22 protein-coding genes are annotated in these 21681 nt (G+C 71.5%); 10 read left to right on the plus strand and 12 right to left on the minus strand.

Annotation, left to right across the window (positions count from 1 at the left end):
• Positions 1-277 precede the first annotated feature (277 nt).
• Positions 278-1930, plus strand: a complete 1653-nt coding sequence (locus AB0J55_RS23280; RefSeq protein WP_364251985.1) for a fumarate hydratase — start codon at positions 278-280, stop codon at positions 1928-1930.
• 55 nt (positions 1931-1985) lie between these two features.
• Here AB0J55_RS23280 and AB0J55_RS23285 read toward each other — a convergent pair whose 3' ends face one another.
• The 4 genes from AB0J55_RS23285 to AB0J55_RS23300 all read right to left on the minus strand — a co-directional run bounded on the left by AB0J55_RS23285 (position 1986) and on the right by AB0J55_RS23300 (position 4754).
• Entirely contained in the window at positions 1986-2663 is a 678-nt protein-coding gene (locus tag AB0J55_RS23285; protein ID WP_364251988.1) for a hypothetical protein, read from the minus strand.
• Between the two features lie 189 nt (positions 2664-2852).
• Positions 2853-3362, minus strand: coding sequence for a hypothetical protein (locus AB0J55_RS23290; RefSeq protein WP_364253054.1), 510 nt, complete (start codon positions 3360-3362; stop codon positions 2853-2855).
• A gap of 64 nt (positions 3363-3426) precedes the next feature.
• Entirely contained in the window at positions 3427-3933 is a 507-nt protein-coding gene (locus AB0J55_RS23295; protein WP_364251991.1) for a hypothetical protein, read from the minus strand.
• A 44-nt stretch (positions 3934-3977) separates the two neighbouring features.
• Positions 3978-4754 carry a GntR family transcriptional regulator gene (locus AB0J55_RS23300; RefSeq protein ID WP_364251994.1) on the minus strand — a complete coding sequence of 259 codons (777 nt, stop codon included), beginning with the start codon at positions 4752-4754 and terminating at the stop codon, positions 3978-3980.
• 81 nt (positions 4755-4835) lie between these two features.
• On the opposite strand from AB0J55_RS23300, the gene AB0J55_RS23305 reads away from it, so the two are divergent.
• Both AB0J55_RS23305 and AB0J55_RS23310 read left to right on the plus strand, forming a co-directional pair.
• The gene (locus AB0J55_RS23305) at positions 4836-6047 is read left to right on the plus strand and encodes an APC family permease (RefSeq protein WP_364251997.1); all 1212 of its coding nucleotides are present in this window, start codon (positions 4836-4838) and stop codon (positions 6045-6047) included.
• Positions 6048-6172: 125 nt separating this feature from the next.
• Entirely contained in the window at positions 6173-6979 is an 807-nt protein-coding gene (locus AB0J55_RS23310; protein ID WP_364252000.1) for a serine protease, read from the plus strand.
• A 55-nt stretch (positions 6980-7034) separates the two neighbouring features.
• Here the strand turns inward: AB0J55_RS23310 and AB0J55_RS23315 are convergent, their stop codons facing one another.
• Positions 7035-8135 carry a nitronate monooxygenase family protein gene (locus AB0J55_RS23315; protein WP_364252003.1) on the minus strand — a complete coding sequence of 367 codons (1101 nt, stop codon included), beginning with the start codon at positions 8133-8135 and terminating at the stop codon, positions 7035-7037.
• A 14-nt stretch (positions 8136-8149) separates the two neighbouring features.
• On the minus strand, positions 8150-9769 hold the full coding sequence (locus AB0J55_RS23320; protein WP_364252006.1) for an acyl-CoA synthetase: 1620 nt from the start codon (positions 9767-9769) through the stop codon (positions 8150-8152).
• Positions 9770-9831: 62 nt separating this feature from the next.
• Here AB0J55_RS23320 and AB0J55_RS23325 point away from each other — a divergent pair, with 62 nt between their 5' ends.
• The 4 genes from AB0J55_RS23325 (at position 9832) to AB0J55_RS23340 (ending at position 13865) form a co-directional block, all read left to right on the plus strand.
• Entirely contained in the window at positions 9832-10620 is a 789-nt protein-coding gene (locus tag AB0J55_RS23325) for a crotonase/enoyl-CoA hydratase family protein (RefSeq protein WP_364252009.1), read from the plus strand.
• A gap of 83 nt (positions 10621-10703) precedes the next feature.
• On the plus strand, positions 10704-11681 hold the full coding sequence (locus AB0J55_RS23330) for an OB-fold domain-containing protein (protein WP_364252012.1): 978 nt from the start codon (positions 10704-10706) through the stop codon (positions 11679-11681).
• Between the two features lie 7 nt (positions 11682-11688).
• Positions 11689-12702 carry a thiolase domain-containing protein gene (locus AB0J55_RS23335; protein WP_364252015.1) on the plus strand — a complete coding sequence of 338 codons (1014 nt, stop codon included), beginning with the start codon at positions 11689-11691 and terminating at the stop codon, positions 12700-12702.
• Positions 12699-13865, plus strand: coding sequence for a thiolase domain-containing protein (locus tag AB0J55_RS23340; RefSeq protein WP_364252018.1), 1167 nt, complete (start codon positions 12699-12701; stop codon positions 13863-13865). The genes AB0J55_RS23335 and AB0J55_RS23340 overlap by 4 nt, the downstream gene beginning before the upstream one ends.
• 28 nt (positions 13866-13893) lie before the next feature.
• Here AB0J55_RS23340 and AB0J55_RS23345 read toward each other — a convergent pair whose 3' ends face one another.
• Together AB0J55_RS23345 and AB0J55_RS23350 are read right to left on the minus strand one after the other, a co-directional pair.
• Positions 13894-14916, minus strand: coding sequence for a YhjD/YihY/BrkB family envelope integrity protein (locus AB0J55_RS23345; RefSeq protein ID WP_364252021.1), 1023 nt, complete (start codon positions 14914-14916; stop codon positions 13894-13896).
• Between the two features lie 49 nt (positions 14917-14965).
• Positions 14966-15757: a transglutaminase family protein gene (locus AB0J55_RS23350; RefSeq protein WP_364252024.1), complete on the minus strand. Its 792-nt coding sequence runs from the start codon at positions 15755-15757 to the stop codon at positions 14966-14968.
• A gap of 35 nt (positions 15758-15792) precedes the next feature.
• Between AB0J55_RS23350 and AB0J55_RS23355 the strand changes: the two genes are divergently transcribed.
• Positions 15793-16374 carry a dienelactone hydrolase family protein gene (locus AB0J55_RS23355; protein ID WP_364252027.1) on the plus strand — a complete coding sequence of 194 codons (582 nt, stop codon included), beginning with the start codon at positions 15793-15795 and terminating at the stop codon, positions 16372-16374.
• Here AB0J55_RS23355 and AB0J55_RS23360 read toward each other — a convergent pair.
• Positions 16346-17572 (minus strand): cytochrome P450, encoded by a 1227-nt coding sequence (locus tag AB0J55_RS23360; RefSeq protein WP_364252030.1) that lies wholly within the window; start codon positions 17570-17572, stop codon positions 16346-16348. The two genes, AB0J55_RS23355 and AB0J55_RS23360, sit on opposite strands and share 29 nt — an antisense overlap.
• A 228-nt stretch (positions 17573-17800) precedes the next feature.
• Here AB0J55_RS23360 and AB0J55_RS23365 point away from each other — a divergent pair, with 228 nt between their 5' ends.
• Positions 17801-18958: a steroid 3-ketoacyl-CoA thiolase gene (locus tag AB0J55_RS23365; RefSeq protein ID WP_364252033.1), complete on the plus strand. Its 1158-nt coding sequence runs from the start codon at positions 17801-17803 to the stop codon at positions 18956-18958.
• Here AB0J55_RS23365 and AB0J55_RS23370 read toward each other — a convergent pair.
• The gene (locus AB0J55_RS23370; RefSeq protein ID WP_364252036.1) at positions 18942-19331 is read right to left on the minus strand and encodes a RidA family protein; all 390 of its coding nucleotides are present in this window, start codon (positions 19329-19331) and stop codon (positions 18942-18944) included. The genes AB0J55_RS23365 and AB0J55_RS23370 overlap by 17 nt on opposite strands.
• Before the next feature lie 43 nt (positions 19332-19374).
• Here AB0J55_RS23370 and AB0J55_RS23375 point away from each other — a divergent pair, with 43 nt between their 5' ends.
• Entirely contained in the window at positions 19375-20172 is a 798-nt protein-coding gene (locus AB0J55_RS23375) for an alpha/beta hydrolase (protein ID WP_364252039.1), read from the plus strand.
• A 46-nt stretch (positions 20173-20218) separates the two neighbouring features.
• Here AB0J55_RS23375 and AB0J55_RS23380 read toward each other — a convergent pair whose 3' ends face one another.
• Together AB0J55_RS23380 and AB0J55_RS23385 are read right to left on the minus strand one after the other, a co-directional pair.
• Positions 20219-21421, minus strand: coding sequence for an amidohydrolase family protein (locus AB0J55_RS23380; protein WP_364252042.1), 1203 nt, complete (start codon positions 21419-21421; stop codon positions 20219-20221).
• Positions 21418-21669 carry a hypothetical protein gene (locus AB0J55_RS23385; protein WP_364252045.1) on the minus strand — a complete coding sequence of 84 codons (252 nt, stop codon included), beginning with the start codon at positions 21667-21669 and terminating at the stop codon, positions 21418-21420. The genes AB0J55_RS23380 and AB0J55_RS23385 overlap by 4 nt, the downstream gene beginning before the upstream one ends.
• Positions 21670-21681: the final 12 nt, after the last annotated feature.

The following is a 21681-nucleotide window of genomic DNA, read 5'->3' on the forward strand; positions in this document are numbered from 1 at the left end:
GTCCGGAACGAGGTGTTGCCGGATGAACTCGGACAGCACGTCAAGGGCTGCCGCGGCGCGTGCGGTCACAACCTCGTGGCGCCTTGACACGGCACCACCGTCCGTCGTCACAATCGGGCTTCGGGGTGGTGGGTCCAGTAAGCCGTCCCGACTTCGGCGTGGTGGCGTCCAAGCTCTGCCAGCGTGGGGTGGCCCACAGTGACCGGATGCCTCTTCGGGGTGGCCGTCCCCGCCGCATAAGGTGGACCGATCCCGGAGCTGGCAAAGGAGCCTGGCAGTGCCGTCCACCACGTTTCAGCACACCGAAGTCCTCCCGCTGGGCAAGGACACCACCACCGAATACCGCCTGGTGACCGACGAAGGCGTCGAGACCGTCGAAGCCGCCGGGCACAAGTTCCTGAAGATCGCCCCGGAAGCCCTCACCACCCTCGCCCGCACCGCGATCACCGACATCCAGCACCTGTTGCGCACCTCACACCTGCAGCAGCTCAAGGCGATCGTCGACGACCCCGAAGCGTCCGGGAACGACCGGTTCGTCGCCATGGACCTCCTGCGCAACGCCGCCATCTCGGCCGGCGGGGTCCTCCCGATGTGCCAGGACACCGGAACCGCCATCGTCATCGGCAAGCGCGGCGAAGGCGTCCTCACCGGCGGTGACGACGAGCGCGCCCTCTCGCAGGGCATCTTCGACGCATACCAGCAGCTGAACCTGCGGTACTCGCAGATGGCCCCGGTCACCTTCTGGGACGAGCGCAACACCGGCACCAACCTGCCGGCGCAGATCGAGCTCTACCACAAGGAAGGGGACCCGACCTACGAGTTCCTCTTCATGGCCAAGGGCGGCGGCAGCGCCAACAAGACCTTCCTCTACCAGGAGACCAAGGCCGTCCTGAACCCGAAGCGGCTCGCGCGCTTCCTCGACGAGAAGCTGCGCAGCCTCGGCACCGCGGCCTGCCCGCCGTACCACCTCGCGATCGTCGTCGGCGGGATGTCCGCCGAGTTCAACCTCAAGGTCGCCAAGCTCGCCTCCGCGCGGTACCTCGACAACCTGCCGCAGGAAGGCTCCGAACTCGGGCACGCGTTCCGCGACACCGATCTGGAGCAGCAGGTCCTGGAGATGACCCGGCAGTTCGGGATCGGCGCCCAGTTCGGCGGGAAGTACTTCTGCCACGACGTCCGCGTCATCCGGCTGCCCCGGCACGGCGCCAGCTGCCCGGTCGGCATCGCCGTCTCCTGCTCGGCCGACCGGCAGGCCAAGGCCAAGATCACCGCCGACGGCGTCTTCATCGAACAGCTCGAGCGCGACCCCGCCCGCTTCCTGCCCGACGTCACCGAGGAGGACCTCTCCGACGACGTCGTCGCCGTCGACCTCAACCGGCCGATGGCCGAGATCCGGGCGCAGCTCTCGCAGCTGCCCGTCAAGACGCGGCTTTCGCTCACCGGGCCGCTGGTCGTCGCCCGGGACATCGCGCACGCGAAGATCGCCGAACGCCTCGACGCCGGTGAGGAGATGCCGGACTACCTCAAGAACCACCCGGTCTACTACGCCGGCCCGGCGAAGACGCCCGAGGGCTACGCGTCGGGTTCGTTCGGGCCCACGACGGCCGGGCGGATGGACTCCTACGTCGAGCAGTTCCAGGCCGCCGGCGGCTCGCTCGTCATGCTGGCCAAGGGGAACCGCTCGAAGCAGGTGACCGACGCCTGCCAGGCGCACGGCGGGTTCTACCTCGGCTCCATCGGCGGCCCGGCCGCGCGGCTGGCGCAGGACTGCATCAAGCAGGTCGACGTGCTCGAGTACGCCGAACTCGGCATGGAGGCCGTCTGGAAGATCGAGGTCGAGGACTTCCCGGCGTTCGTCGTCATCGACGACAAGGGCAACGACTTCTTCGCCAGCACCGGGGACCCGGTGCTGCAGATCAGCTTCCGCTGACCGCGGAAAAAGGGGGACACCGGCCCGCCGCCGGTGTCCCCCTTTTCTTCCTCGCTCAGCCGACGCGCTCGATCCGCGCGCGCCGGATGAGGAACTTGCCGGGCTCCCGGACCTGTTCGAAGGCCGCGTTGTTCAGCAGCGTGCAGCTGCCCGAAACCGAAGTCACCTCGACCGTCGTGGACTTCGAGTTGTCCAGATTGGTCACTTTCAGCTTCGTCCCGGCCGGGAACTGGTTGCTCGACGCGGCCGGCGCGCCGCCTTCGCCCGAGAGCGTCACGGTCGATCCGGGGCACACGACCTGACCGGCCGCGCCACCGGCGGCGGCCTGGTCGCCCGCGGCCGCGTCCTGCTTCTTCTGCTGGCCCGGCGCCTGCGCCTTGCCCGGCGCGTTGCCGGAGTTGCCCGGCGCGGCGGCCTGTCCGTTGTTCGCCGCCACGTTCGCCGTGCAGCCCGCCACCTGCCGCCGCTGCTGGATCAGGTCGACCACGGCCTGCCGGTTGGCGATCCGGGCGGCCGACTGCGCGTCCGGGGCCGCCTGCTGGCCCGCGATGAAGTTCAGGTTGTTCTGCAGCGCGGTGTCGAGTCCCGCGCAGTTCTCCTTGGGCGCTTCGGCCGCGTTGCCCGCGGGACTGCTCAGCGCGATGGCGGTCGCGGTGACGCCGGCGACGCCCAGCAACGCGGCCAGTCCGACGGTCGCCTGCTTGCGGTGCCTGCCACTGCTCAACCGGGGCATGGGCCCCTCCTCTCTGATCGCCACCTCACCCGGGGACACGGCCCGGTCACGGCGGCGGTTCAGCGGGAGCCCTGACAATTTTCGACAACTTCGACGGCGGCGCTTTCATGGTCCGGACCACTGGACGCCGAGTGTCCACTCCGGACCGGTCGTGACCCCGGCGGCGGATCCGGGGTCACGACCCCCGGCTCACTTCGGCGGCGTGGTCTTCAGCACCACCGTGCGCTGGTCCAGCGGCGCGGCCAGGGCGACCGAGATCACCGGGTAGCGGATGTCCATCGTGCACATCTGCCCGGTCTGCGCCTTCGTCTCGCTCAGGTTGACGACGACGTGGTCGGCGGTCTGTTCGGCGGCCTCGCCGAGCGCGTGGCCGCAGCCGCCCTCCTGGGCGCGGATGTCGAGGATCGTGCCGCCGTTGGACGTCCACACCTCGCGCGGGAACCCGGCGGGCAGCGCGGAGGCGTCGATCCTGGCCGCCGGCACCGGGGTGCTGCCCTCGGGCACGGTGAGCCGGGGCTTGCCCGGCGGGTTGGGCGTCGGCTGCGGCACCACCGGGTCACTCGGCGACGGCGAAGCCGACGGAGACGTCGACACGCTGCCCGTGGGCGCCGTGGAAAGGCCGCCCGCGGGCTGGCTGGTGGGCATGTCCTGGCCGGCACAGGCCGTAGCCATCAGCAGGAGCGCGCCTGTCCCGACCACCTTCGCTAAGTACCTCATGTCCCGAAGACGGAACGGGGGTGCCGCGGGGTTGCACCGGGAGGGGTCAGCCCTGGCGGAGGACGACCGTGCGCGAGCCGAGCGGCGCGGCGAGCACCAGGGGGAGCTTGATCTCCCGGATGTAGTCCGGGCACAGCTGGCCCTTGGGCGCCGACGTCACGGCGACCAGCACGACCACCTGCTGGGCCGTCTGGTCGCCGACGCGGGCCGAGATGCGGCGGCAGCCGCCCTCCTCGGCCTGCAGCACCAGGGTCTTGCCGTCGAGGCTGCGGGTGAGGCTGCGCGGGTACCCTTCGGGCAGCCCGCGCGCGTCGACCTGCGTCTCGGCGACGACGTCGTCGCCCGGCGCGATGCCCTGGGTCGGCCGCCCGGCGGTCTGCGACGGCGGCGAGGCCGGGGTCGGCGTTCCCGGCGTGGGCACGCTCGCCGACGTCGTGGGCGAGTCGGGGGCGGGGCCGCCCGCCGCCGGGGCCCCGGCACCGGAATTCGCCGCGCAGGCCGTCACCGTGAGCAGCAGCAGGCTCGTGCCCAGCAGTTTCACCGTGGTACGCATACCTGCCAGACGGAACGGACCGCCGCCGGGTTGCATCGCCGGCCTCAGTCCGCCCGGCCGAGGCGGGTCGTGAAGCTGAGCCGGTCGCCGCGGTAGAGCGACCGCACCCGCTCGAACGGCACGCCGTCCGGACCCCACGAGATCCGGTGCATCAGCAGCATCGGCAGCGCCGGGTTCGTCCCGATCAGCAACGCCTCCCGCGGTGTCGCCAGCACCGTCTCGACCCGCTCCTCGGCGCCGTCGAACACCACGCCGAGCTGCTCGCTCAGGCACGCGTACAACGACTGCCCGGGGTCGAACACCTCCAGCAGCCGGGGGAACCGGTCGACGAGGAGGTATGTCGACTCCAGTCCCACGCGTTCCTCGTCGGCCAGCAGCACCCGCTCGAGGTGGAACACCTCGGCGTCCGACGTCACCTGGAGGTCGGCCGCCAGTGCGCGGCCGGCCACCCGCCGCTCCAGCGTGATGACGCTGCGGCCGGGGCGGATGCCCTGGCGCCGGAGCCCCTCGGTGTAGCCGACCAGGGCCAGCGGCTGCACGAGCTTCGGGCCGGCGACGTAGGTGCCGCTCCCCTGGCGGCGGCTGAGCTTGCCCTCGAGCACCAGCTCGCCGACCGCCTGCCGTACGGTCGCCCTCGACACTTCGAACCGTTCGCACAGTTCCCGTTCCGTCGGCAGCGCCGCACCTTCGCCGAGTTCCGCGATCACCGCCAGCAGCTCGACCTTGACCGCGTAGTACCGCGGGACACGGCCGTGTTCGGGAATCCCGTCGAGCACGGGGCCGTCGGCGGACAGGCGGTCATGACGCGAAGGGGCGGGCACGCGACCGACCCTATTCGGTTCCCCGCGCGCCGTGGTTCGCTGTGGCGCGCAACACGACCCGATACCTGGAGGATCACCCGGATGCGTCCCGCCCCGCTGGCTCGCCGGCTCGGCCTCGCCGACGCCGTTTTCCTCGGCCTCGGCTCGATGATCGGGGCCGGCGTGTTCGCCGCGTTCGCGCCGGCGGCCCGGGCCGCCGGGGCCGGCTTGCTCATCGCCCTGGTCGTGGCGGCCGTCGTCGCCTACTGCAATGCGATGTCGTCGGCGCGGCTGGCCGCGATCCACCCCGAATCCGGTGGAACCTACGTGTACGGCCGGGAAAGACTCGGTGAATTCTGGGGATATCTGGCGGGCTGGGGATTCGTCACCGGGAAGACGGCCAGCTGTGCCGCGATGACGCTGACCGTCGTCGCCTACGCCGCCCCCGGGCTCGGGCAGCCGTGGCGGAGCGCGCTCGCCGTCGCGGTGGTCGCCGCCCTCACCGCCGTCAACTACTTCGGCGTGCACCGCTCGGCGCTGGCGACCCGGGTGATCGTCTCGTGCACCCTGCTCGTGCTCACCGCGGCGGGGGTGGCGATGGCCGCCGGGCCGTCCGGCGGCGGCCCGCTCGTCGCCTGGCCGGGTGGCGGGGGCGTCCTGGAGGCGGCCGGGCTGCTCTTCTTCGCCTTTGCCGGGTACGCGCGGCTGGCGACGCTCGGCGAGGAGGTCCGCGACCCGGCCCGGACCATCCCGCGCGCCATCCCGCTGGCCCTGGGCATCACCCTGGTCGTCTACGCGGCACTGGCGGTGCTGCTGCTCGTCCGGCTCGGCCCGGCCGCGCTCGCCGCCAGCCCGGACCCGATCGCCGCGGCCGTCCCGGGGTGGCTCGGCCCGGTCGTCCGGGCCGGCGCGGCCGTCGCCGCCCTCGGTTCGCTGCTCGCGCTCATCCTCGGCGTCTCGCGCACGACGCTGGCGATGAGCCGCGACGGCCACCTCCCCCGGTTCCTCGCCGCCGTCCACCCGCGCTACCAGGTGCCGCACCGGGCCGAGCTCGCCGTCGGGGCCGTCGTCGCCGTGCTCGCCGCGTCGATCGACCTGCGGTCGGCGATCGGCTTCTCGTCCTTCGCCGTGCTGACCTACTACGCCATCGCCAACGCCGCCGCGCTCACGTTGCCGGGCAAGGCGCGGGCCGCCCTGGGGCTGGCCGGGTGCGTGGTGCTGGCGTTCAGCCTGCCGCTGCCGTCGGTGCTGGCGGGCTGCGCCGCGTTGTTGCTCGGCGCTTCGGCCTACGGCGTTCGCCGGATCCGCCGGTGAGAAATCACCCAACCGCCCGAAAGATCCGAAGAAAGTCGGTTGTCCCGGTCTTGATCACCTGGTGTAGTCATGAAGGCCACCGTCGGCAACGGTCTCCACTGTGGACACTGGAAGGACTGATCCCCTTGGCTCCCAAGCGCTGGTTCACCCTGCTCAGAAACGCCACCACCGCACTGGCCGCGGTCGCCGCGGCCGCGTCGTTCGCCACGCCCGCGGTCGCCACCGCCGCCCAGCCGCCGTCCACCGACGTCGTCGGCGGCACCCGGGCCGCCCAGGGCGAATTCCCGTTCATGGTCCGGCTTTCCATGGGCTGCGGCGGCGCGCTCTACACCAAGCAGATCGTCCTGACCGCGGCGCACTGCGTCAGCCGGACGGGTTCGAACACCTCGATCACGGCGACCGTCGGCGTGGTCGACCTGCAGAGCTCCAGCGCGCAGAAGATCCGCTCGACCTACGTCTACCAGTCCCCCACCTACGGCACCTCGACCGGCGGCGACTGGGCGCTGATCAAGCTGGCCAGCCCGGTCAGCGGGCTGTCGACGATGCCGATCGCGACGACGAGTGCGTACAACAACGGCACGTTCACCGTGGCCGGCTGGGGTGCGGCCCGCGAAGGCGGCGCGCAGCAGCGGTACCTGCTCAAGGCGACCGTCCCGTTCGTCGACGACGCCACCTGCGCCGCCCAGGGCGGCAGCTACCCCGACCTGATCCCGAGCGCGGAGATCTGCGCGGGCAACCTCGCCTCCGGCGGCGTCGACACCTGCCAGGGCGACTCCGGCGGCCCGATGTTCCGCCGGGACGACAACAACGCCTGGATCCAGGTGGGCATCGTGTCCTGGGGTGACGGCTGCGCCCGGGCGCACGCCCCCGGCGTCTACACCGAGGTGAGCACGTTCGCGTCGAAGATCGCCGCCGCGGCCGCCACGCTGTAACCGCTTCCGCACGACGAAGGGGCCTCCGCCGCGGCGGAGGCCCCTTCGCTCGTCTTCAGCGGGTCTTGTCCAATCGGGACAGTGCTTCCTCGTAGCCGGTGACGAGCTCGGCGACGACGTCGGCGACCCGGCGGACCGTGTTCATCCGGCCGACGATCTGACCGACCGGCATGGACACCACGCTCGGGTCGTTCGCCGCGTGGATCCGGTTGTGGGCGTGGGAAACCAGCAGGTTCTGCAGCGGCATCGGCAACGGCTCGGGCGCGTCGGCCGCCGCCCACGCCTCGGTCCAGCGGGTCTTGAGCAGCCGGGCCGGCTTGCCGGTGTAGATCCGCGTCCGCACGGTGTCCGACGACGACGCCGCGACGAGCGCCTGCTGCATCGCCACCGATTCCCCCATCGTCTGCAGGTACTCCTCGGTGGCCAGCCACATCGAGCCCATCCAGACGCCGGACGCGCCGAGCGCGAGCGCCGCGGCCACCTGGCGGCCGGAACCGATCCCGCCCGCGGCGAGCACCGGCACGTCGACGGCGTCGGCGATCTCCGGCACCAGCACCATGGACGCGATTTCGCCGGTGTGCCCGCCGGCTTCGTAGCCCTGCGCCACCACGAAGTCGACGCCGTTTTCGACGTGCCGGACCGCGTGCTCGGCCTTCCCCGCGAGCGCCGCGACCGGCACGCCCTTGTCGTGGCACTGGCCGATCACGTCCGCCGGCGGCGAGCCGAGCGCGTTGGCGATCAGCTTGATCGGGTGGTTCAGCGCCACCTCGACGTGCGACCGGGCGACCGAGTGCAGCCAGCCGAGCACGCCCGCGCGTTCGTCGGTGTCGTCCGGCAGCGGCGGCACCGACAGCTCCTTCAGGACGCGGTCGACGAACGCGCGGTGCCCGTCCGGGATCATCTTCGCCAGGTCGACCTGGGTGCCCTCGGCGGGCACCTTCGCCGGCATGACGATGTCGACGCCGTACGGTTTCCCGCCGGTGTTCTCGTCCATCCAGGTGAGCACCCGGTCGAGCTCGGCGGCGTCGTTGAACCGCACGCAGCCGAGCACGCCGAGCCCACCGGCGCGGCTGAGCGCCGCGGCGACGTGCTCCGACGGGGTGAACCCGATGATCGGCAGGTCGATGCCGAGCCGGTCGCACAGGGGTGTCCGCACTCTCGTGATCCTCCTCAGACGGGCTGGGCCGTGGCCGGTTCGTGCTCGGCGGCGTAGCGCTGGGCCCACGGGTAGTCCGGCTTGCCACTGGGCGAGCGGCCGATCTCACCGGCCAGCCAGATCGTGCGCGGCACCTTGTAGCCGGCGATTTCGCCGCGGACGTGCTCTTCGAGCGCGGCGAGGTCCGGGGTGGCACCCTCGCGGAGCTGGACGACGGCGCCGACGCGCTGGCCGAGCCGCTCGTCCGGGACGCCGACGACGAGCGCGTCGAAGACGTCGGGGTGCGACTTGAGCGCCCCTTCGACCTCCTCCGGGTACACCTTCTCGCCGCCGGTGTTGACACACTGCGAGCCGCGGCCGAGCAGCGTGACCGTGCCGTCCTCTTCGTAACGGGCGTAGTCGCCCGGGACGACGTACCGGACGCCGTCGACCTCGACGAAGATCTTCTTGCTCTTCTCGGGATCGTTGTAGTAGCCGAGCGGGACGTGCCCGCGGCGGCCGATCAGCCCGGTCGCGCCGGGCTTCTTCTCGACGATGTTGCCGTCTTCGTCCAGCAGGACGGCGTCCTGGCCGAAAGTCACCCGCGGGCCGGCGCTGTGGTCGGCGCCCTTGGCCACCGCGCCGATGCCGGTGAAGCCGCTTTCCGACGCGCCGATCGCGTCGGTGACCAGCGCGTGGGGCGGCACGAGCTCGACGAACTGCTGCTTCACCGACTGCGAGAACAGCGCGGCGTGGCTCGACACCGCGACGATCGACGAAGCGTCGTAGCCACCCTCGTAGTAGGCCTCGATGAGCGGCCGGGCCATCGCGTCGCCGACGATCGTGAGGACCTGGACCTTGTGCTTCTGCACGGCCTTCCAGATCTCGTGGGCGTCGAAGCGGGGCACGAAGATCACCGGGCTGCCGGTGAACAGCGCGCCGAACGCGGCCCACTGCGCGGCGCCGTGGATGAGCGGCGCGGCGGGCAGCCGGCTCAGGCTGCCGGCCTTGCCCTGCTCGGCGAGGGTCCATTCGTCCGGGACGTACTCGCCGGTGACGAAGTTGATCCCGCCGCCGAGCGCGCGCCAGACGTCCTCCTGCCGCCAGAGGACGCCCTTCGGGTAGCCCGTCGTGCCGCCGGTGTAGAGGATGTAGAGGTCGTCGCCGCTGCGCTCCTCGAAGTCCCGCTCGGGGCTCTGGGCGGCGAGGGCGGCCTCGTAGTCGACGCCGCCGTAGCTCTCGTAGTCGCCGCCGCTGCCGTCGTCGATCACGACAACGTGTTTCAGTTTCGGCGCCTCGGGCAGCACGGCGGCGACCTTGTCCGCGTAGCTGCGTTCGTGCACGAGGGCGACGAGCTCGGCGTCGTTGAAGAGGTAGACGAGCTCGCCGTGCACGTAGCGGTAGTTGACGTTGACGGCGATCGCGCGCAGCTTGTACGCGGCGATCATCGCCTCGAGGGCCTCGATCGAGTTGCGGGAGTAGACCCCGATGTGGGATCCGCGTCCCACGCCGTGCGCGGCGAGGTGGTGGGCGAGCCGGTTGGCCCGCGCATCCAGTTCGGCGAAGGTGACCTGCCGGTCGCCGCACACGACCGCGACGCGCTCCGGCACGGCGTCGACGGCGTGCTCCAGAAGATCCGCGATGTTGAGTGCCACGCCCTCAAAGTAGAACATGTTATCGTTCCGGGCAATGGCACTGCTCCTTCAGGAGGTCTTCCGTGGGTGAACCGCACGCGCTGGTGACGCAGGAGGGGCAGACCCTCGTCGTCACGATGAACCGGCCCGAGGCGCGCAACGCGATCACCGGCGAGATGATGGCGATCATGGTCGAGGCCTGGGACCGCGTGGACTCCGACGACTCGATCCGCAGCTGCATCCTGACCGGCGCGGGCGGCGCGTTCTGCGCGGGCGCGGACCTGAAGTCGATGTCCCGCAACTCGCCGTCGGAGTCGTTCGCCTCGGGCAAGTTCGACCCTTCGCGCATCCCGGGCCTGCTGAAGGGGCGGCGCCTGACGAAGCCGCTGATCGCGGCGGTCGAGGGCCCGGCGATCGCGGGCGGGACGGAGATCCTCCAGGGCACGGACATCCGGGTGGCGGGCGAGTCGGCGCGCTTCGGGGTGTCGGAGGCGCGGTGGGGGCTGTTCCCGATGGGCGGGTCGGCCGTGCGGCTGCCGCGGCAGATCCCGTACACGGTGGCCGCGGACATCCTGCTGACCGGACGTCATCTGTCCGCTTCCGAAGCTCTGGCGATCGGGCTGATCGGGCACGTGGTGCCGGACGGGACCGCGCTCTCGAAGGCTTTGGAGCTGGCTTCGCTGGTGAACGCGAACGGGCCGCTGGCCGTGCGGGCGATCCTGCGGACGATCCGGGACACGGAAGGCCTCCACGAAGAGGAGGCCTTCAAGCTGGACTCGCAGTACGGGATCGAGGTCTTCGCTTCCGAGGACGCCAAGGAGGGGCCGCGGGCGTTCTCGGAGAAGCGGAAGCCGGACTTCAACGGCCGCTGAACCTAGAACATGTTTCACTTTTTGCCGGACCAGTCCGCGAGGGAATCTTGCCGCCGAATCGAGAACATGTTTCACTCAGGGATGTGACCGAGACACCCCTGGCGGCACCCCTGAACGTCGGCTTCGACTACACCCGCTCCACCGGGCCCGTCCTCGGCCGGTTCGTCACCGCGCTGCGTGACCACCGCATCGAAGGCGTCCGCGGCAGCGACGGCCGGGTGCACGTTCCGCCGGTCGAGTACGACCCCGTGACCGCCGAACAGCTCGGCGAGTTCGTCCCCGTGGGCGAAGAAGGCACCGTCGTCTCCTGGTCGTGGTGCCCCGAGCCGCTGGACGGGCAGCCGCTGAACCGGCCGTTCGCCTGGGCGCTCGTCAAGCTCGACGGGGCCGACACGCCGATGCTGCACGCCGTCGACGCCGGCTCGCCGTCGAACATCCACAGTGGACAGCGGGTGCGCGTCCGCTGGGCGGAGGAGACCGTCGGGCACATCCGGGACATCGCCTACTTCCTCCCGGTGGACGCCGAAGACACCACGCCCACCGAGCCCGCTCCCCCGGTCGCCGAACGCGAGGAAGGCGCACCGATCAGCGTCGTCATCACGCCGGTGCACCTGAAGTACATGCACTCCGCTTCCCCCGAGGAGAGCACGTACCTGCGCGGGCTCGCCGAAGGGAAGCTGATCGGGCAGCGCTGCCCCGCCTGCGGCAAGGTCTACATCCCGCCGCGCGGGGCCTGCCCGACCGACGGCGTGCCGACCACCGACGAGGTCGAACTGCCCGACACCGGCATCGTGACGACGTTCTGCATCGTCAACGTCCCGTTCCTCGGCCAGCGGATCAAGCCGCCGTACGTCGCCGCGTACATCCTGCTCGACGGCGCCGACATCGCCTTCCTCCACCTCGTCCTCGGCTGCGCCGCCGAGGACGTCAAGATGGGCATGCGCGTGCGCGCCGCGTGGAAGCCACGCGAGGAATGGTGGACGTCGCTGGAGAACATCAGCCACTTCGAGCCGACCGGCGAGCCGGACGCGGCTTACGAAACCTTCGCCCACCACCTGTGAGGTCCTGATGCCAGACGTCGCGATCGCGGGCTTCGCGAAGGCCCCGAACGTCCGCGAAACCCCGGGCACCACCAACGGCGTGGAGATGCTCGTCCCGATCTTCGCCGAGGTCTTCTCGCAGACCGGTCTGTCCAAACAGGACATCGGGTTCTGGTGCTCCGGCTCGTCGGACTACCTGGCCGGGCGGGCGTTCTCCTTCATCGCCGCGGTCGACGCGATCGGCGCGTTCCCGCCGATCCACGAGTCCCACGTCGAGATGGACGCCGCCTGGGCGCTCTACGAAGCCTGGCTGAAGATCAAGACAGGCGAGGTCGAGACCGCGCTCGTCTACGGCTTCGGCAAGTCCAGCGCCGGGCAGCTGCGCCGGGTGCTCGCCCTGCAGCTCGACCCGTACGTCGTCACCCCGCTGTGGCCGGACTCGGTCTCGATCGCCGGGATCCAGGCGCGGCTGGGCCTGGAGGCCGGGCTGTGGTCCGAAAAGGACCTCGCCGAGGTGGCCGCGCGCGGGACCGGCAAGGACGTGGCAGAACTGCTCGACACGCCGTACTACGCCGATCCGCTGCGCCGGCACGACATCGCGCCGATCACCGACGGCGCGGCCGTGATCGTGCTGTCCACTGTGGAACGCGTGCGGGACATCGTGGAGCACCCGGCGGTGATCACCGGCATCGAGCACCGCGTCGACTCCCCCGTGCTCGGCGCCCGCGACCTGACGCGTTCGCCGTCCACCGAGGCCGCGGCCAAGGCGCTCGACCTCGACGGCGTGGACCTCGCCGAGCTGCACGCGCCCTTCACGCACCAGGAGCTCATCCTGCGCAGCGCGCTCGGGCTCGGCGACGGCGTGAAGATCAACCCGTCCGGCGGGGCGCTGGCCGCGAACCCGATGTTCTCCGCCGGCCTCGCCCGCATCGGCGAGGCCGCGGCCCGGATCCACCGCGGCGAATCCCGCAAGGCCGTGGCGCACGCGACGAGCGGCCCCGCGCTGCAACAGAACCTGGTGACCGTGCTGGAGGCCCGATGACCAAGCAGCTCACCGCCGTGCTCGGCACCGGCCAGACGCACCACCGCGCCAAGCGCCAGGACGTCTCGATGCCGGGCCTGCTGCGCGAGGCGATCGACCGCGCGATGACCGACGCCCAGGTGGAGTGGGCCGACATCGACGCCGTGGTGCTCGGCAAGGCCCCCGACCTGTTCGAGGGCGTGATGATGCCCGAGCTGTTCCTCGCCGACTCCCTCGGCGCGACCGGCAAACCGCTGCTGCGCGTGCACACCGCCGGGTCGGTGGGCGGCTCGACGGCCCTGGTCGCGGCGTCGCTCATCCAGGCGGGCGTGCACCGCCGGGTGCTCACGGTGGCGTACGAGAAGCAGTCGGAATCGAACGCGATGTGGGGCCTGTCGATCCTGCCGCCGTTCCAGATGCCGGTCGGGGCCGGTGCGGGCGGCTACTTCGCGCCGCACGTGCGGTCCTACATCCGCCGTTCGGGCGCACCCGAGCACGTCGGCGCGATCGTCGCGGCGAAGGACCGGCGCAACGGCGCGCTCAACCCGTACGCCCACCTGCAGCAGGCCGACATCACCGTCGAGTCGGTGCAGAAGTCGCAGATGCTGTGGGACCCGATCCGCTACGACGAGACGTGCCCGTCGTCCGACGGCGCGTGCGCGATGGTGCTCGGCGACGAGGCCGCCGGGGACGCCGTCGAAGGCGGCGCGGCCTGGGTGCACGCCACGGCGATGCGCACCGAGCCGACCACGTTCGCCGGCCGCGACCAGGTCAACCCGCGGGCCGGGCAGGAGGCGGCGGCCGCGCTGTGGGCCGAGGCGGGGATCACCGACCCGATGTCCGAAGTGGACGTTGCGGAGATCTACGTGCCGTTCTCGTGGTTCGAGCCGATGTGGCTGGAAAACCTGGGTTTCGCGCCGGAAGGCGAAGGGTGGAAGGTCACCGAGGCGGGCGAGACGGCGATCGGCGGGCGCCTGCCGTGCAACCCCTCCGGCGGGGTGCTCTCGTCCAACCCGATCGGCGCGTCCGGCATGCTGCGGTTCTCCGAGGCCGCGAAGCAGGTCATGGGCCGGGCCGGGGACTACCAGGTGGACGGCGCGCGCCGCGCGCTCGGCCACGCCTACGGCGGCGGCTCCCAGTACTTCTCGATGTGGCTGGTCGGCTCGGAGAAGCCCGGCTCGTGAGTGAGAAACAGCGTTAGAACACTGCTTCTCACTCACGACGGGTGCGGCGCCAGCGGAGTGCGAGCAGGGTGCCGAGGACGCCGGTGACCACGCCGACCGTGGCGGGCACGGCCATCGGCGGGTCCACCACGACCACCGGTTTGAGCACCACCGGCGCCGGTGGCTGGACCGGTTTCGGGGGCGCGTCCGAGCCGGTCGCGGTCCACGCCGTGACGAACACGAGCAGCCGGGCGACGAGCGAGATGAAGAAGATCAGGCCGATGATCCAGCCGAACGCGATCCCGGTCGGCGAGTCGCTGATGAACCGGAGGTAGAACCCGCCGGCCAGCTTCAGCGCCTCGAACCCGATGGCGAGGGCGACCGCGCCGCGGACCGCGCTGCGCACGCCGACCTTCTGCCGCGGCAGCCGGGTCAGCACCCACAGGAACACCAGCCAGTCGGCGGCCAGCGACAGCGGCACCGAAGACGCGGAGACGAGCCGGTGCCCCCAGCTCGTGTCGTCGAGGCCGACCAGCCGGAGCAGGTAGCTGCCGAGCGCGGTGCCGGAGATGGTGAGCGTGAACGACACCAGCATCGCCGCGCTCAGGCCGAGCAGCGCGAGCAGGTCGACGAGGATCAGCCGCGGCAGCGACTGGTCCGACCGGTTCTGTCCCCACAGCGCCGTCAGCGAGTCCCTCAGGGCGTTCATCCAGTTCCAGCCGGAGTAGAGGCCGATGGCCAGCCCGAGCACCCCGACGCTGGTCCGCTGGTCGACGAAGCCGGTGAGCAGCTTGGTGACCTCGCTGCCGAGGTCGCCGGGCAGCGTGGTGACGATCGCGTGCCCCAGGGTGTTGCGCAGGTGCGGCTGGGTGGCCAGCACGAACCCGGCGACCGACGAGGCCACCATCAGCAGCGGCACCAGCGACAGCAGGCTGAAGTAGGTGATCGAGGCGACGTAGTGGTAGCCGCCGGTGTCGATGTAGCGGTTGGTCGCGCGGGCGATGTGGTCCAGCCACCGGTACCGGGCACGCGCCCGGGCCCAGGGGCTCGGGGCCTTCGGGGAACTCTTCACGAAGACTGTCTACCCAGCCGGGGCCGTCCTTGCGCGGCCAACACGCGGATCAGCCCAGAACGACCAATCCGGACCCGTCGTCGGCCGGGAGTGCGGCGTCCGTCGTGGCGAAGACGGTGCTGCCGAGGAAGTCGAGCTCGCAGCCGAGGGTGGCGAGGAACGCGGTGTCGGCGGCGTCGCGGCCGGTGGCGATCCGGAGCATGGTCTGGCGCGGCGCGAGGCGGGTGGCGTCGAAGACGTACCAGTGGCCGTCGACGGCGGCCTCGAAGACGGCGTGGAAGTCCATCGGCGCCAGCCCGGGCGCGTAGACGCCGGCGTAGCGGGCGGGGATGTCGAGGAACCGGCACAGGGTGATGCAGACGTGCGCGAAGTCGCGGCAGACGCCCTCGCCGGCCAGGAGGGTGTCGACGGCGTCGTCGGTGGGCCGGCTCGCACCGGCCACATAGGACAGCCGGTCGCTGACGTGCCGGACGATGGCCTGGACCTGCTTTCCGGCGCTCTTGAGCTTGAGCAGCTCGGGCGGGACGAGCCCGGCCACGCGATCGGACGGGCAGTACCGGCTCGGCCGGGTGAACACGGCGACGTCGGCGAGGGTGACCGGCTCGGGTTCGGGCTCGGTCAGCGCCCGCTCGGCGTGGTAGGTGACGCGGTGTTCGCCGGCGGGCAGGGCGAAGACCTCCGCCCGGGTCCCGTGCTCGAATTCGACGGGCTCGCTTTCGCCGTGCCAGGACACGGTGAGTTCCTCGGTGTCGGCGTGCGCCGCGGCGACCGAGATCGCCGCGGGCCCGGGCCGGGTGACGCGGACGGCGAACTCGACGTCCACGGTCGCTCGCGGGGCCATCGCCCCATGATGCCACCTGCGGGCAGAATCGCCGGATGACCGATGTCGTGGTGTTCCACTCCGTACTGGGGCTCCGGCCCGTCGAACTGGGCTTCGCCGACCGGCTCCGGGCGGCCGGGCACCGCGTGGCCACCCCGGACCTCTACGGCGGCCGGACGGCGTCGAGCCTGGACGAAGGCTTCGCGCTGAAGGACGCCGTCGGCTGGGAAACCGTCACGCGGCGAGCCTTCGACGCCGTGCGTGACCTGCCCGCGGAGACCGTGCTCGTGGGCGTGTCGATGGGCGCCGGCGTCGTCCAGGAGGTGCTGCCGCGCCGGCTCGGCACCGCCGGCGTCCTGCTGCTGCACGCCGTGGGGGCGCTGCCGGCCGGGATCCGTGCCGGTCTGCCGGTGCAGGTGCACGTCGCCGACCCGGATCCCATCGCGCCCCCGGCCCAGGTCGTGGCGTGGCGCGAAGGGGCGATCTCGGCGGGGGCCGACGCCCGGGTGTACACCTACCCGGGCGTCGGCCACTTCTACACCGACGCGAACGGCCCCGAACACGACCCGGCCGCGGCCGGGCTCACCTGGGACCGCGTCCTGGAGTTCCTCAGGCGTACTTCACCGGGTAGTGCTTGATGCCGTTGATCCAGCTCGACCGCAGCCGCACGGGGGGTGCGGCCTCGGTGATGCCCGGCATCACGTCGGCGATGGCGTTGAAGATCAGGTCGATCTCCAGGCGGGCCAGGTTCGCGCCGATGCAGTAGTGCGAACCCGTGCCGCCGAAGCCCACGTGCGGGTTGTCCTCGCGGAGGATGTCGAACTTCTCCGGGTCCTCGAAGACTTCGTGGTCGAAGTTGGCCGAGCTGTAGAACATGCCGACGCGGTCGCCCTTGCGGATCTGCGCGCCGCCGAGTTCGGTGTCGCGGGTGGCGGTGCGCTGGAAGGCGACGATCGGGGTGGCCCAGCGGACGATCTCGTCGGGGGCGGTCTTCGGCCGCTGTTCCTTGAACAGCGCCCATTCGTCCGGATGGTCCAGGAACGCCTTCATGCCGTGGGTGATGGCGTTGCGAGTCGTCTCGTTGCCGGCCACGGCGAGCAGGATGACGAAGAACCCGAACTCGTCGGAGCCCAGTGACTCCCCGTCGACGTCGGCCTGGATGAGTTTGGTGGCGATGTCGTCCATCGGGCACTTGCGCCGGTCCTCGGCCATGTTCCAGGCGTACCCGACGAGCTGCGCGGACGCCTCCAGGGGCGCGACCTCGTACTCGGGGTCGTCGTAGGCGACCATCTGGTTGGACCAGTCGAAGATCTTGAGCCGGTCGTCCTGCGGGATGCCGATCAGCTCCGCGATCGCCTGCAGCGGCAGCTCGCACGCGACGTCGGTGACGAAGTCGCCCGACCCCTTCTTCCGCGCCCCGTGCACGATCCGCTCGGCGCGGTCGCGCAGGGTGTCCTCCAGCTTCGCGATGGACCGCGGGGTGAAGCCCTTCGACACGATCCGCCGCAGCTTCGTGTGCTGCGGGGCGTCCATGTTGAGCAGCACCAGGCGGTTCGCCTCGAGGTTGTCCTCGGTCATGTTCTCGTCGAAGCGGATGATGGCGGTCTTTTCCCGCGACGAGTAGAGCGTGCTGTCGCGGGAGACCTCCTTGACGTCCGCGTGGCGCGAGACGACCCAGTAGCCGTCGTCGCGGTAGCCCGCGGTGTTGTGCTTCTGGGGGTTCCACCACACCGGGGCAGTCCGCCGGAGTTCCGCGAACTCGGCGACCGGCAGCCGTTCTGCGAGGAGATCGGGATCGGTGAAGTCGAAACCGGCGGGGATGAGCGGAGCGGCCACGTTGCCTCCCACGGTTCGGCTTGGAACACGTTCTAAGTTGGATTGAAGCATACGGTGTTAACCATGGGAAGAGCCTCAGTGAAACCCGTTTACTCAACCGAGGAGACCAGGTGAGTGTGCGCTCACCCGGTAAAGATCAAGAATGGGCCGATCCTGGGCATACTTGCGCTAAACAATAACTTGTTCTAGTTTTCGGCGTGGACAGTGTTTCCCGACGAAGGGGACGACATGGGCGTGCCGGTCATCGTCGAAGCCGTGCGAACCCCGATCGGCAAGCGGGGCGGGCTGCTGGCCGGCCTGCACGCGGCCGAACTGCTGGGCGCCGCGCAGCTCGCCCTGCTGGACCGGGCCGGGATCGACCCGGCGCTGGTCGAGCAGCTCATCGGCGGCTGCGTCACGCAGGCCGGTGAGCAGTCGAACAACGTCACGCGCACGGCGTGGCTGCACGCGGGCCTGCCCGAGACGGCGGGCGCGACGACGATCGACGCCCAGTGCGGCTCGGCGCAGCAGGCCACCCACCTCATCGCCGGCCTGATCGCGGCGGACGCGATCGAGGCCGGCGTCGCCTGCGGGGTGGAGGCGATGAGCCGGGTCCCGCTGGGCACGAACCGCGCCGGCGCGTCCCCGCGGCCGTCGTCGTGGTCGATCGACCTGCCCAACCAGTACGGCGCGGCCGAGCGGATCGCGGTCCGCCGCGGGCTGACGCGCGAGGACGTCGACCGGTTCGGCGCAGCCTCCCAGCACAAGGCGGCGGCCGCCTGGGCGGCGGGCCACTTCGACCGCGAGGTGGTGCCGGTGAAGGCGCCGGTCCTCGCCCCGGACGGTGCCCCGACCGGCGAAACCCGCCTGGTCTCCCGCGACCAGGGCCTGCGCGAGACGACGGCCGAGGGGCTGGCCCGCCTCAAGCCGGTGGTCGAAGACGGGATCCACACGGCGGGCACGTCGTCCCAGATTTCCGACGGCGCGGCGGCCCTGCTCCTGCTGGACGCGGACCGGGCGGCGGCGCTGGGCCTGCGCCCGCGCGCCCGGATCGTCGCGCAGGCACTGGTCGGCGCGGAACCGTACTACCACCTGGACGGCCCGATCCGCGCCACCGAACGCGTGCTCGCCCGGACCGGGATGACGGTGAGTGACGTGGACCTGTTCGAGGTGAACGAGGCGTTCGCGTCGGTGGCGTTGTCGTGGCAGCAGGTGCTGGCGCCGGACCCGTCCCGGGTCAACGTGAACGGCGGCGCGATCGCACTGGGCCACCCGGTGGGCAGCACGGGTGCCCGGCTGCTGACGACGGCGTTGCACGAGCTGGAACGCCGCGACGCGTCGACGGCCCTGGTGACGATGTGCGCGGGCGGCGCGCTGGCCACCGCGTCGATCATCGAACGGCTTTGACCGCGTCCACCTCGATCTCGATCTTCATCCGCGGGTCCGCCAGGCCGCACTCCAGCATCGTCGCGGCCGGGCGGACCTCCGCGAACGCCTTGCGCAGCACCGGCCAGCACGGCTCGAAGTCCGCGCGCGAGGGCAGCAGGTAGCGGACGCGGACCACGTCCGCGAACGTGCAGCCCGCCTCCGCCAGCGCGGCCTCGATGTTGCGCAGGCACTGGGCGGCCTGCTCGACGACGTCGCCGGAGATGGTCATCGCCGCGTAGTCGAAGCCGGTGGTGCCCGAGACGTACACGCGATCGCCGTGCACCACAGCGCGGGCGTAGCCGATCTGCTCCTCGAACGTGGACCCGCTCAGGATCGCTCGCCGTTCCGTCATACCGGGCACATTAGCTTGCGGCCCTTGTGCTTCACTTCGATGCATGATCTCGGAGAGCCGCTGCCCGGTGGAGGACGGTGAGCTCCTCGTCCGCCGCGGCGGCGAGGGCCCGGCGCTGCTGCTGATCGCCGGCGGCACCGGATCGGGTGACTCCTACCGCGCGCTGGCGAAGCAGCTGGCCGCGGACTACACCGTGATCACCTACGACCGGCGCGGCCACTTCGGCAGCACGGACACGACGACGGGCCCGGTCCCGGTGTCCCTGCAGGCCGACGACGCCCTGGCGGTCCTGGACCACGCGGCGGACGGCCCGGCGCTGGTGTTCGGCTCGAGCGCGGGCGCCCTGATCGGCCTGGACCTCGTCGCCCGGTACCCGGACAGGGTGACGACGCTGGTCGCGCACGAACCCCCGGCGGTCCACCTGATGCCGGACGCGGGCGGCTGGCTCGAAGCGGCGGCGGAACAGGTCCGGCTGGCCCGCTCGGGCGAGCTGATGGCCGCGGTGACCCGCTTCGCGGACGCGATCGCGGGCGCGGCGCTGCCGAACCTGCCCAACTTGCGCCTCCCGCACGAGGCGGACTGGATCCGGTTGTTCGACCGCGAGCTGACGGAGTTCTTCGACTACCTGCCGGACCTGCGGGCGCTGCGGAAGGCGAGCACGGAGATCTTCCCGGTGGCGGGCGAGGGCAGCCGCGGGCGGTACCACTACCAGCCGGCGAAGATCCTGGCTTTGGAGCTGGGGTTGCCGTTCACGGAGCTGCCGGGGTCCCACCTGGCGCCGCAACGGAACCCGGCGAAGTTCGCTGCGGCGCTGAAGGAACTGCTGAGCCCGGAGCTCTGACCGTGCCTGGGCGGATGACACGCGTGCCCGGATGGACGACACGGCGTCAGACGACCCGGATGCCGTCCTTCCAGACCTCCCGGATGTTCGACGCCAGCGCCGGGAAGTCGTACGGATTCCCGTCCACCACCACGACATCCGCCCGCAACCCGGGCTCCAGCCGACCCAGCTCCCCGTCCAGCCCCATCAACCGGGCCGCCGACGACGTCGTCGCCTCCAGGACGTCTCCCGGGGTCATTCCGCACGCCGCCATCAGGGCCAGTTCCTCGAGGTTCGTGCCGTGCGGGCCCACTCCGCTGTCCGTGCCCATCGCGATGCGCACCCCCGCCGCGTACGCGCGGCGGACCGAGTCCCGGTGCGCCTCCACCACTTCCCGCGCCTTCGCCACCACCGCCGCCGGGAGGTCGACGCCCGCGTCCGCCGCGCGGACCACGTTGACCGGGGCGATCAGCGTCGGGACCAGCCACGTTCCGTGGCCGAGCATCAGCTCGATCGCCTCGTCGTCGAGGTGGATGCCGTGCTCGATCGAGCGCACCCCCGCGCGGACCGCGTTCTTGATGCCCGCCGCGCCCTGGGCGTGCGCCATCACCGGACGGCCCTGCATCGCCGCCTCCGTGACCAGGACGTCCAGCTCCTCCGGCGTGAACTGCGCGTGCCGCGGGTCGTCACGCGGGGACAGCACGCCGCCCGTCGTGCACACCTTCAGCACGTCGGCGCCCGCGCGCAGCAGCGTGCGGGCCACCCGGCGCACCTCGTCCGGGCCGTCGGCCGTGGCGTCGGGGCGGCCCGGGTGCGGCAGCAGCAGCGGCACGCACAGCCCGGACGGGTGCCACGAGTCGCCGTGGCCGCCGGTCGGGCTGATCAGCCCGACCGAGATCTGCAGCCGCGGCCCGGGGATCAGCCCGTCGTCCACCGCCTGCTTGATGCCGAGGTCGGCGCCCGCGGCGTCGCGGACCGTCGTGATGCCCAGCCCCAGCGTCGCCCACAGGTTCCGGGCGGCTTCGTAGAACTGGTAGGAAAACGGCTTCTGCACCCGGGCCAGGAGCCCGATGTCCGAGATCGTCACGTGCACGTGGCAGTCGAACAGCCCGGGCAGCAGGACCGTGCCGCGGCAGTCGACGCCTTCGTCGCCGTCGAGGTCCGTCCCGACGTCGACGATCCGGCCGTGCTCGACGACGACGTCGGCCGGGGCCGGGTCCGCGCCGGTGCCGTCGAACACCGAGCCGCCGGTGAACACCGTGCGCGTCACGCCGCCTCCACGAGAGCAGTCCGCCGCGGCGCCACCACCGCGGCCGGCACGAGCACGGCGACGTTCGCGCCGAGCCCGGCCAGTCCGACGTTCACCGTGCCGGCGAGGTGAATGTCCACAAAGGTCAGCCAGAGCACCACGAGCTCGCCGGCGACCAGCCCGGCCAGCACCGGGCCCTTGCCGACCGGCACGCGCCGCAGGAACCCCAGCAGGTTGGCCGGCAGATCCGGCCGGAAGATGCCGAGCACGAGGGCAAGAGT

Source organism: Amycolatopsis sp. NPDC049688, from assembly GCF_040674975.1.
Lineage (GTDB): Bacteria > Actinomycetota > Actinomycetes > Mycobacteriales > Pseudonocardiaceae > Amycolatopsis.

What these genes read in the sequence shown, in the direction of transcription:
- AB0J55_RS23285 (WP_364251988.1), bottom strand. Translation starts at nt 2,663, where the DNA reads ATGCCCCGGTTGAGCAGTGGCAGGCACCGCAAGCAGGCGACCGTCGGA.
- AB0J55_RS23305 (WP_364251997.1), top strand. Translation starts at nt 4,836, where the DNA reads ATGCGTCCCGCCCCGCTGGCTCGCCGGCTCGGCCTCGCCGACGCCGTT.
- AB0J55_RS23355 (WP_364252027.1), top strand. Translation starts at nt 15,793, where the DNA reads ATGACCGATGTCGTGGTGTTCCACTCCGTACTGGGGCTCCGGCCCGTC.
- AB0J55_RS23370 (WP_364252036.1), bottom strand. Translation starts at nt 19,331, where the DNA reads ATGACGGAACGGCGAGCGATCCTGAGCGGGTCCACGTTCGAGGAGCAG.
- AB0J55_RS23295 (WP_364251991.1), bottom strand. Translation starts at nt 3,933, where the DNA reads ATGCGTACCACGGTGAAACTGCTGGGCACGAGCCTGCTGCTGCTCACG.
- AB0J55_RS23375 (WP_364252039.1), top strand. Translation starts at nt 19,375, where the DNA reads ATGATCTCGGAGAGCCGCTGCCCGGTGGAGGACGGTGAGCTCCTCGTC.
- AB0J55_RS23335 (WP_364252015.1), top strand. Translation starts at nt 11,689, where the DNA reads ATGCCAGACGTCGCGATCGCGGGCTTCGCGAAGGCCCCGAACGTCCGC.
- AB0J55_RS23340 (WP_364252018.1), top strand. Translation starts at nt 12,699, where the DNA reads ATGACCAAGCAGCTCACCGCCGTGCTCGGCACCGGCCAGACGCACCAC.
- AB0J55_RS23350 (WP_364252024.1), bottom strand. Translation starts at nt 15,757, where the DNA reads ATGGCCCCGCGAGCGACCGTGGACGTCGAGTTCGCCGTCCGCGTCACC.
- AB0J55_RS23365 (WP_364252033.1), top strand. Translation starts at nt 17,801, where the DNA reads ATGGGCGTGCCGGTCATCGTCGAAGCCGTGCGAACCCCGATCGGCAAG.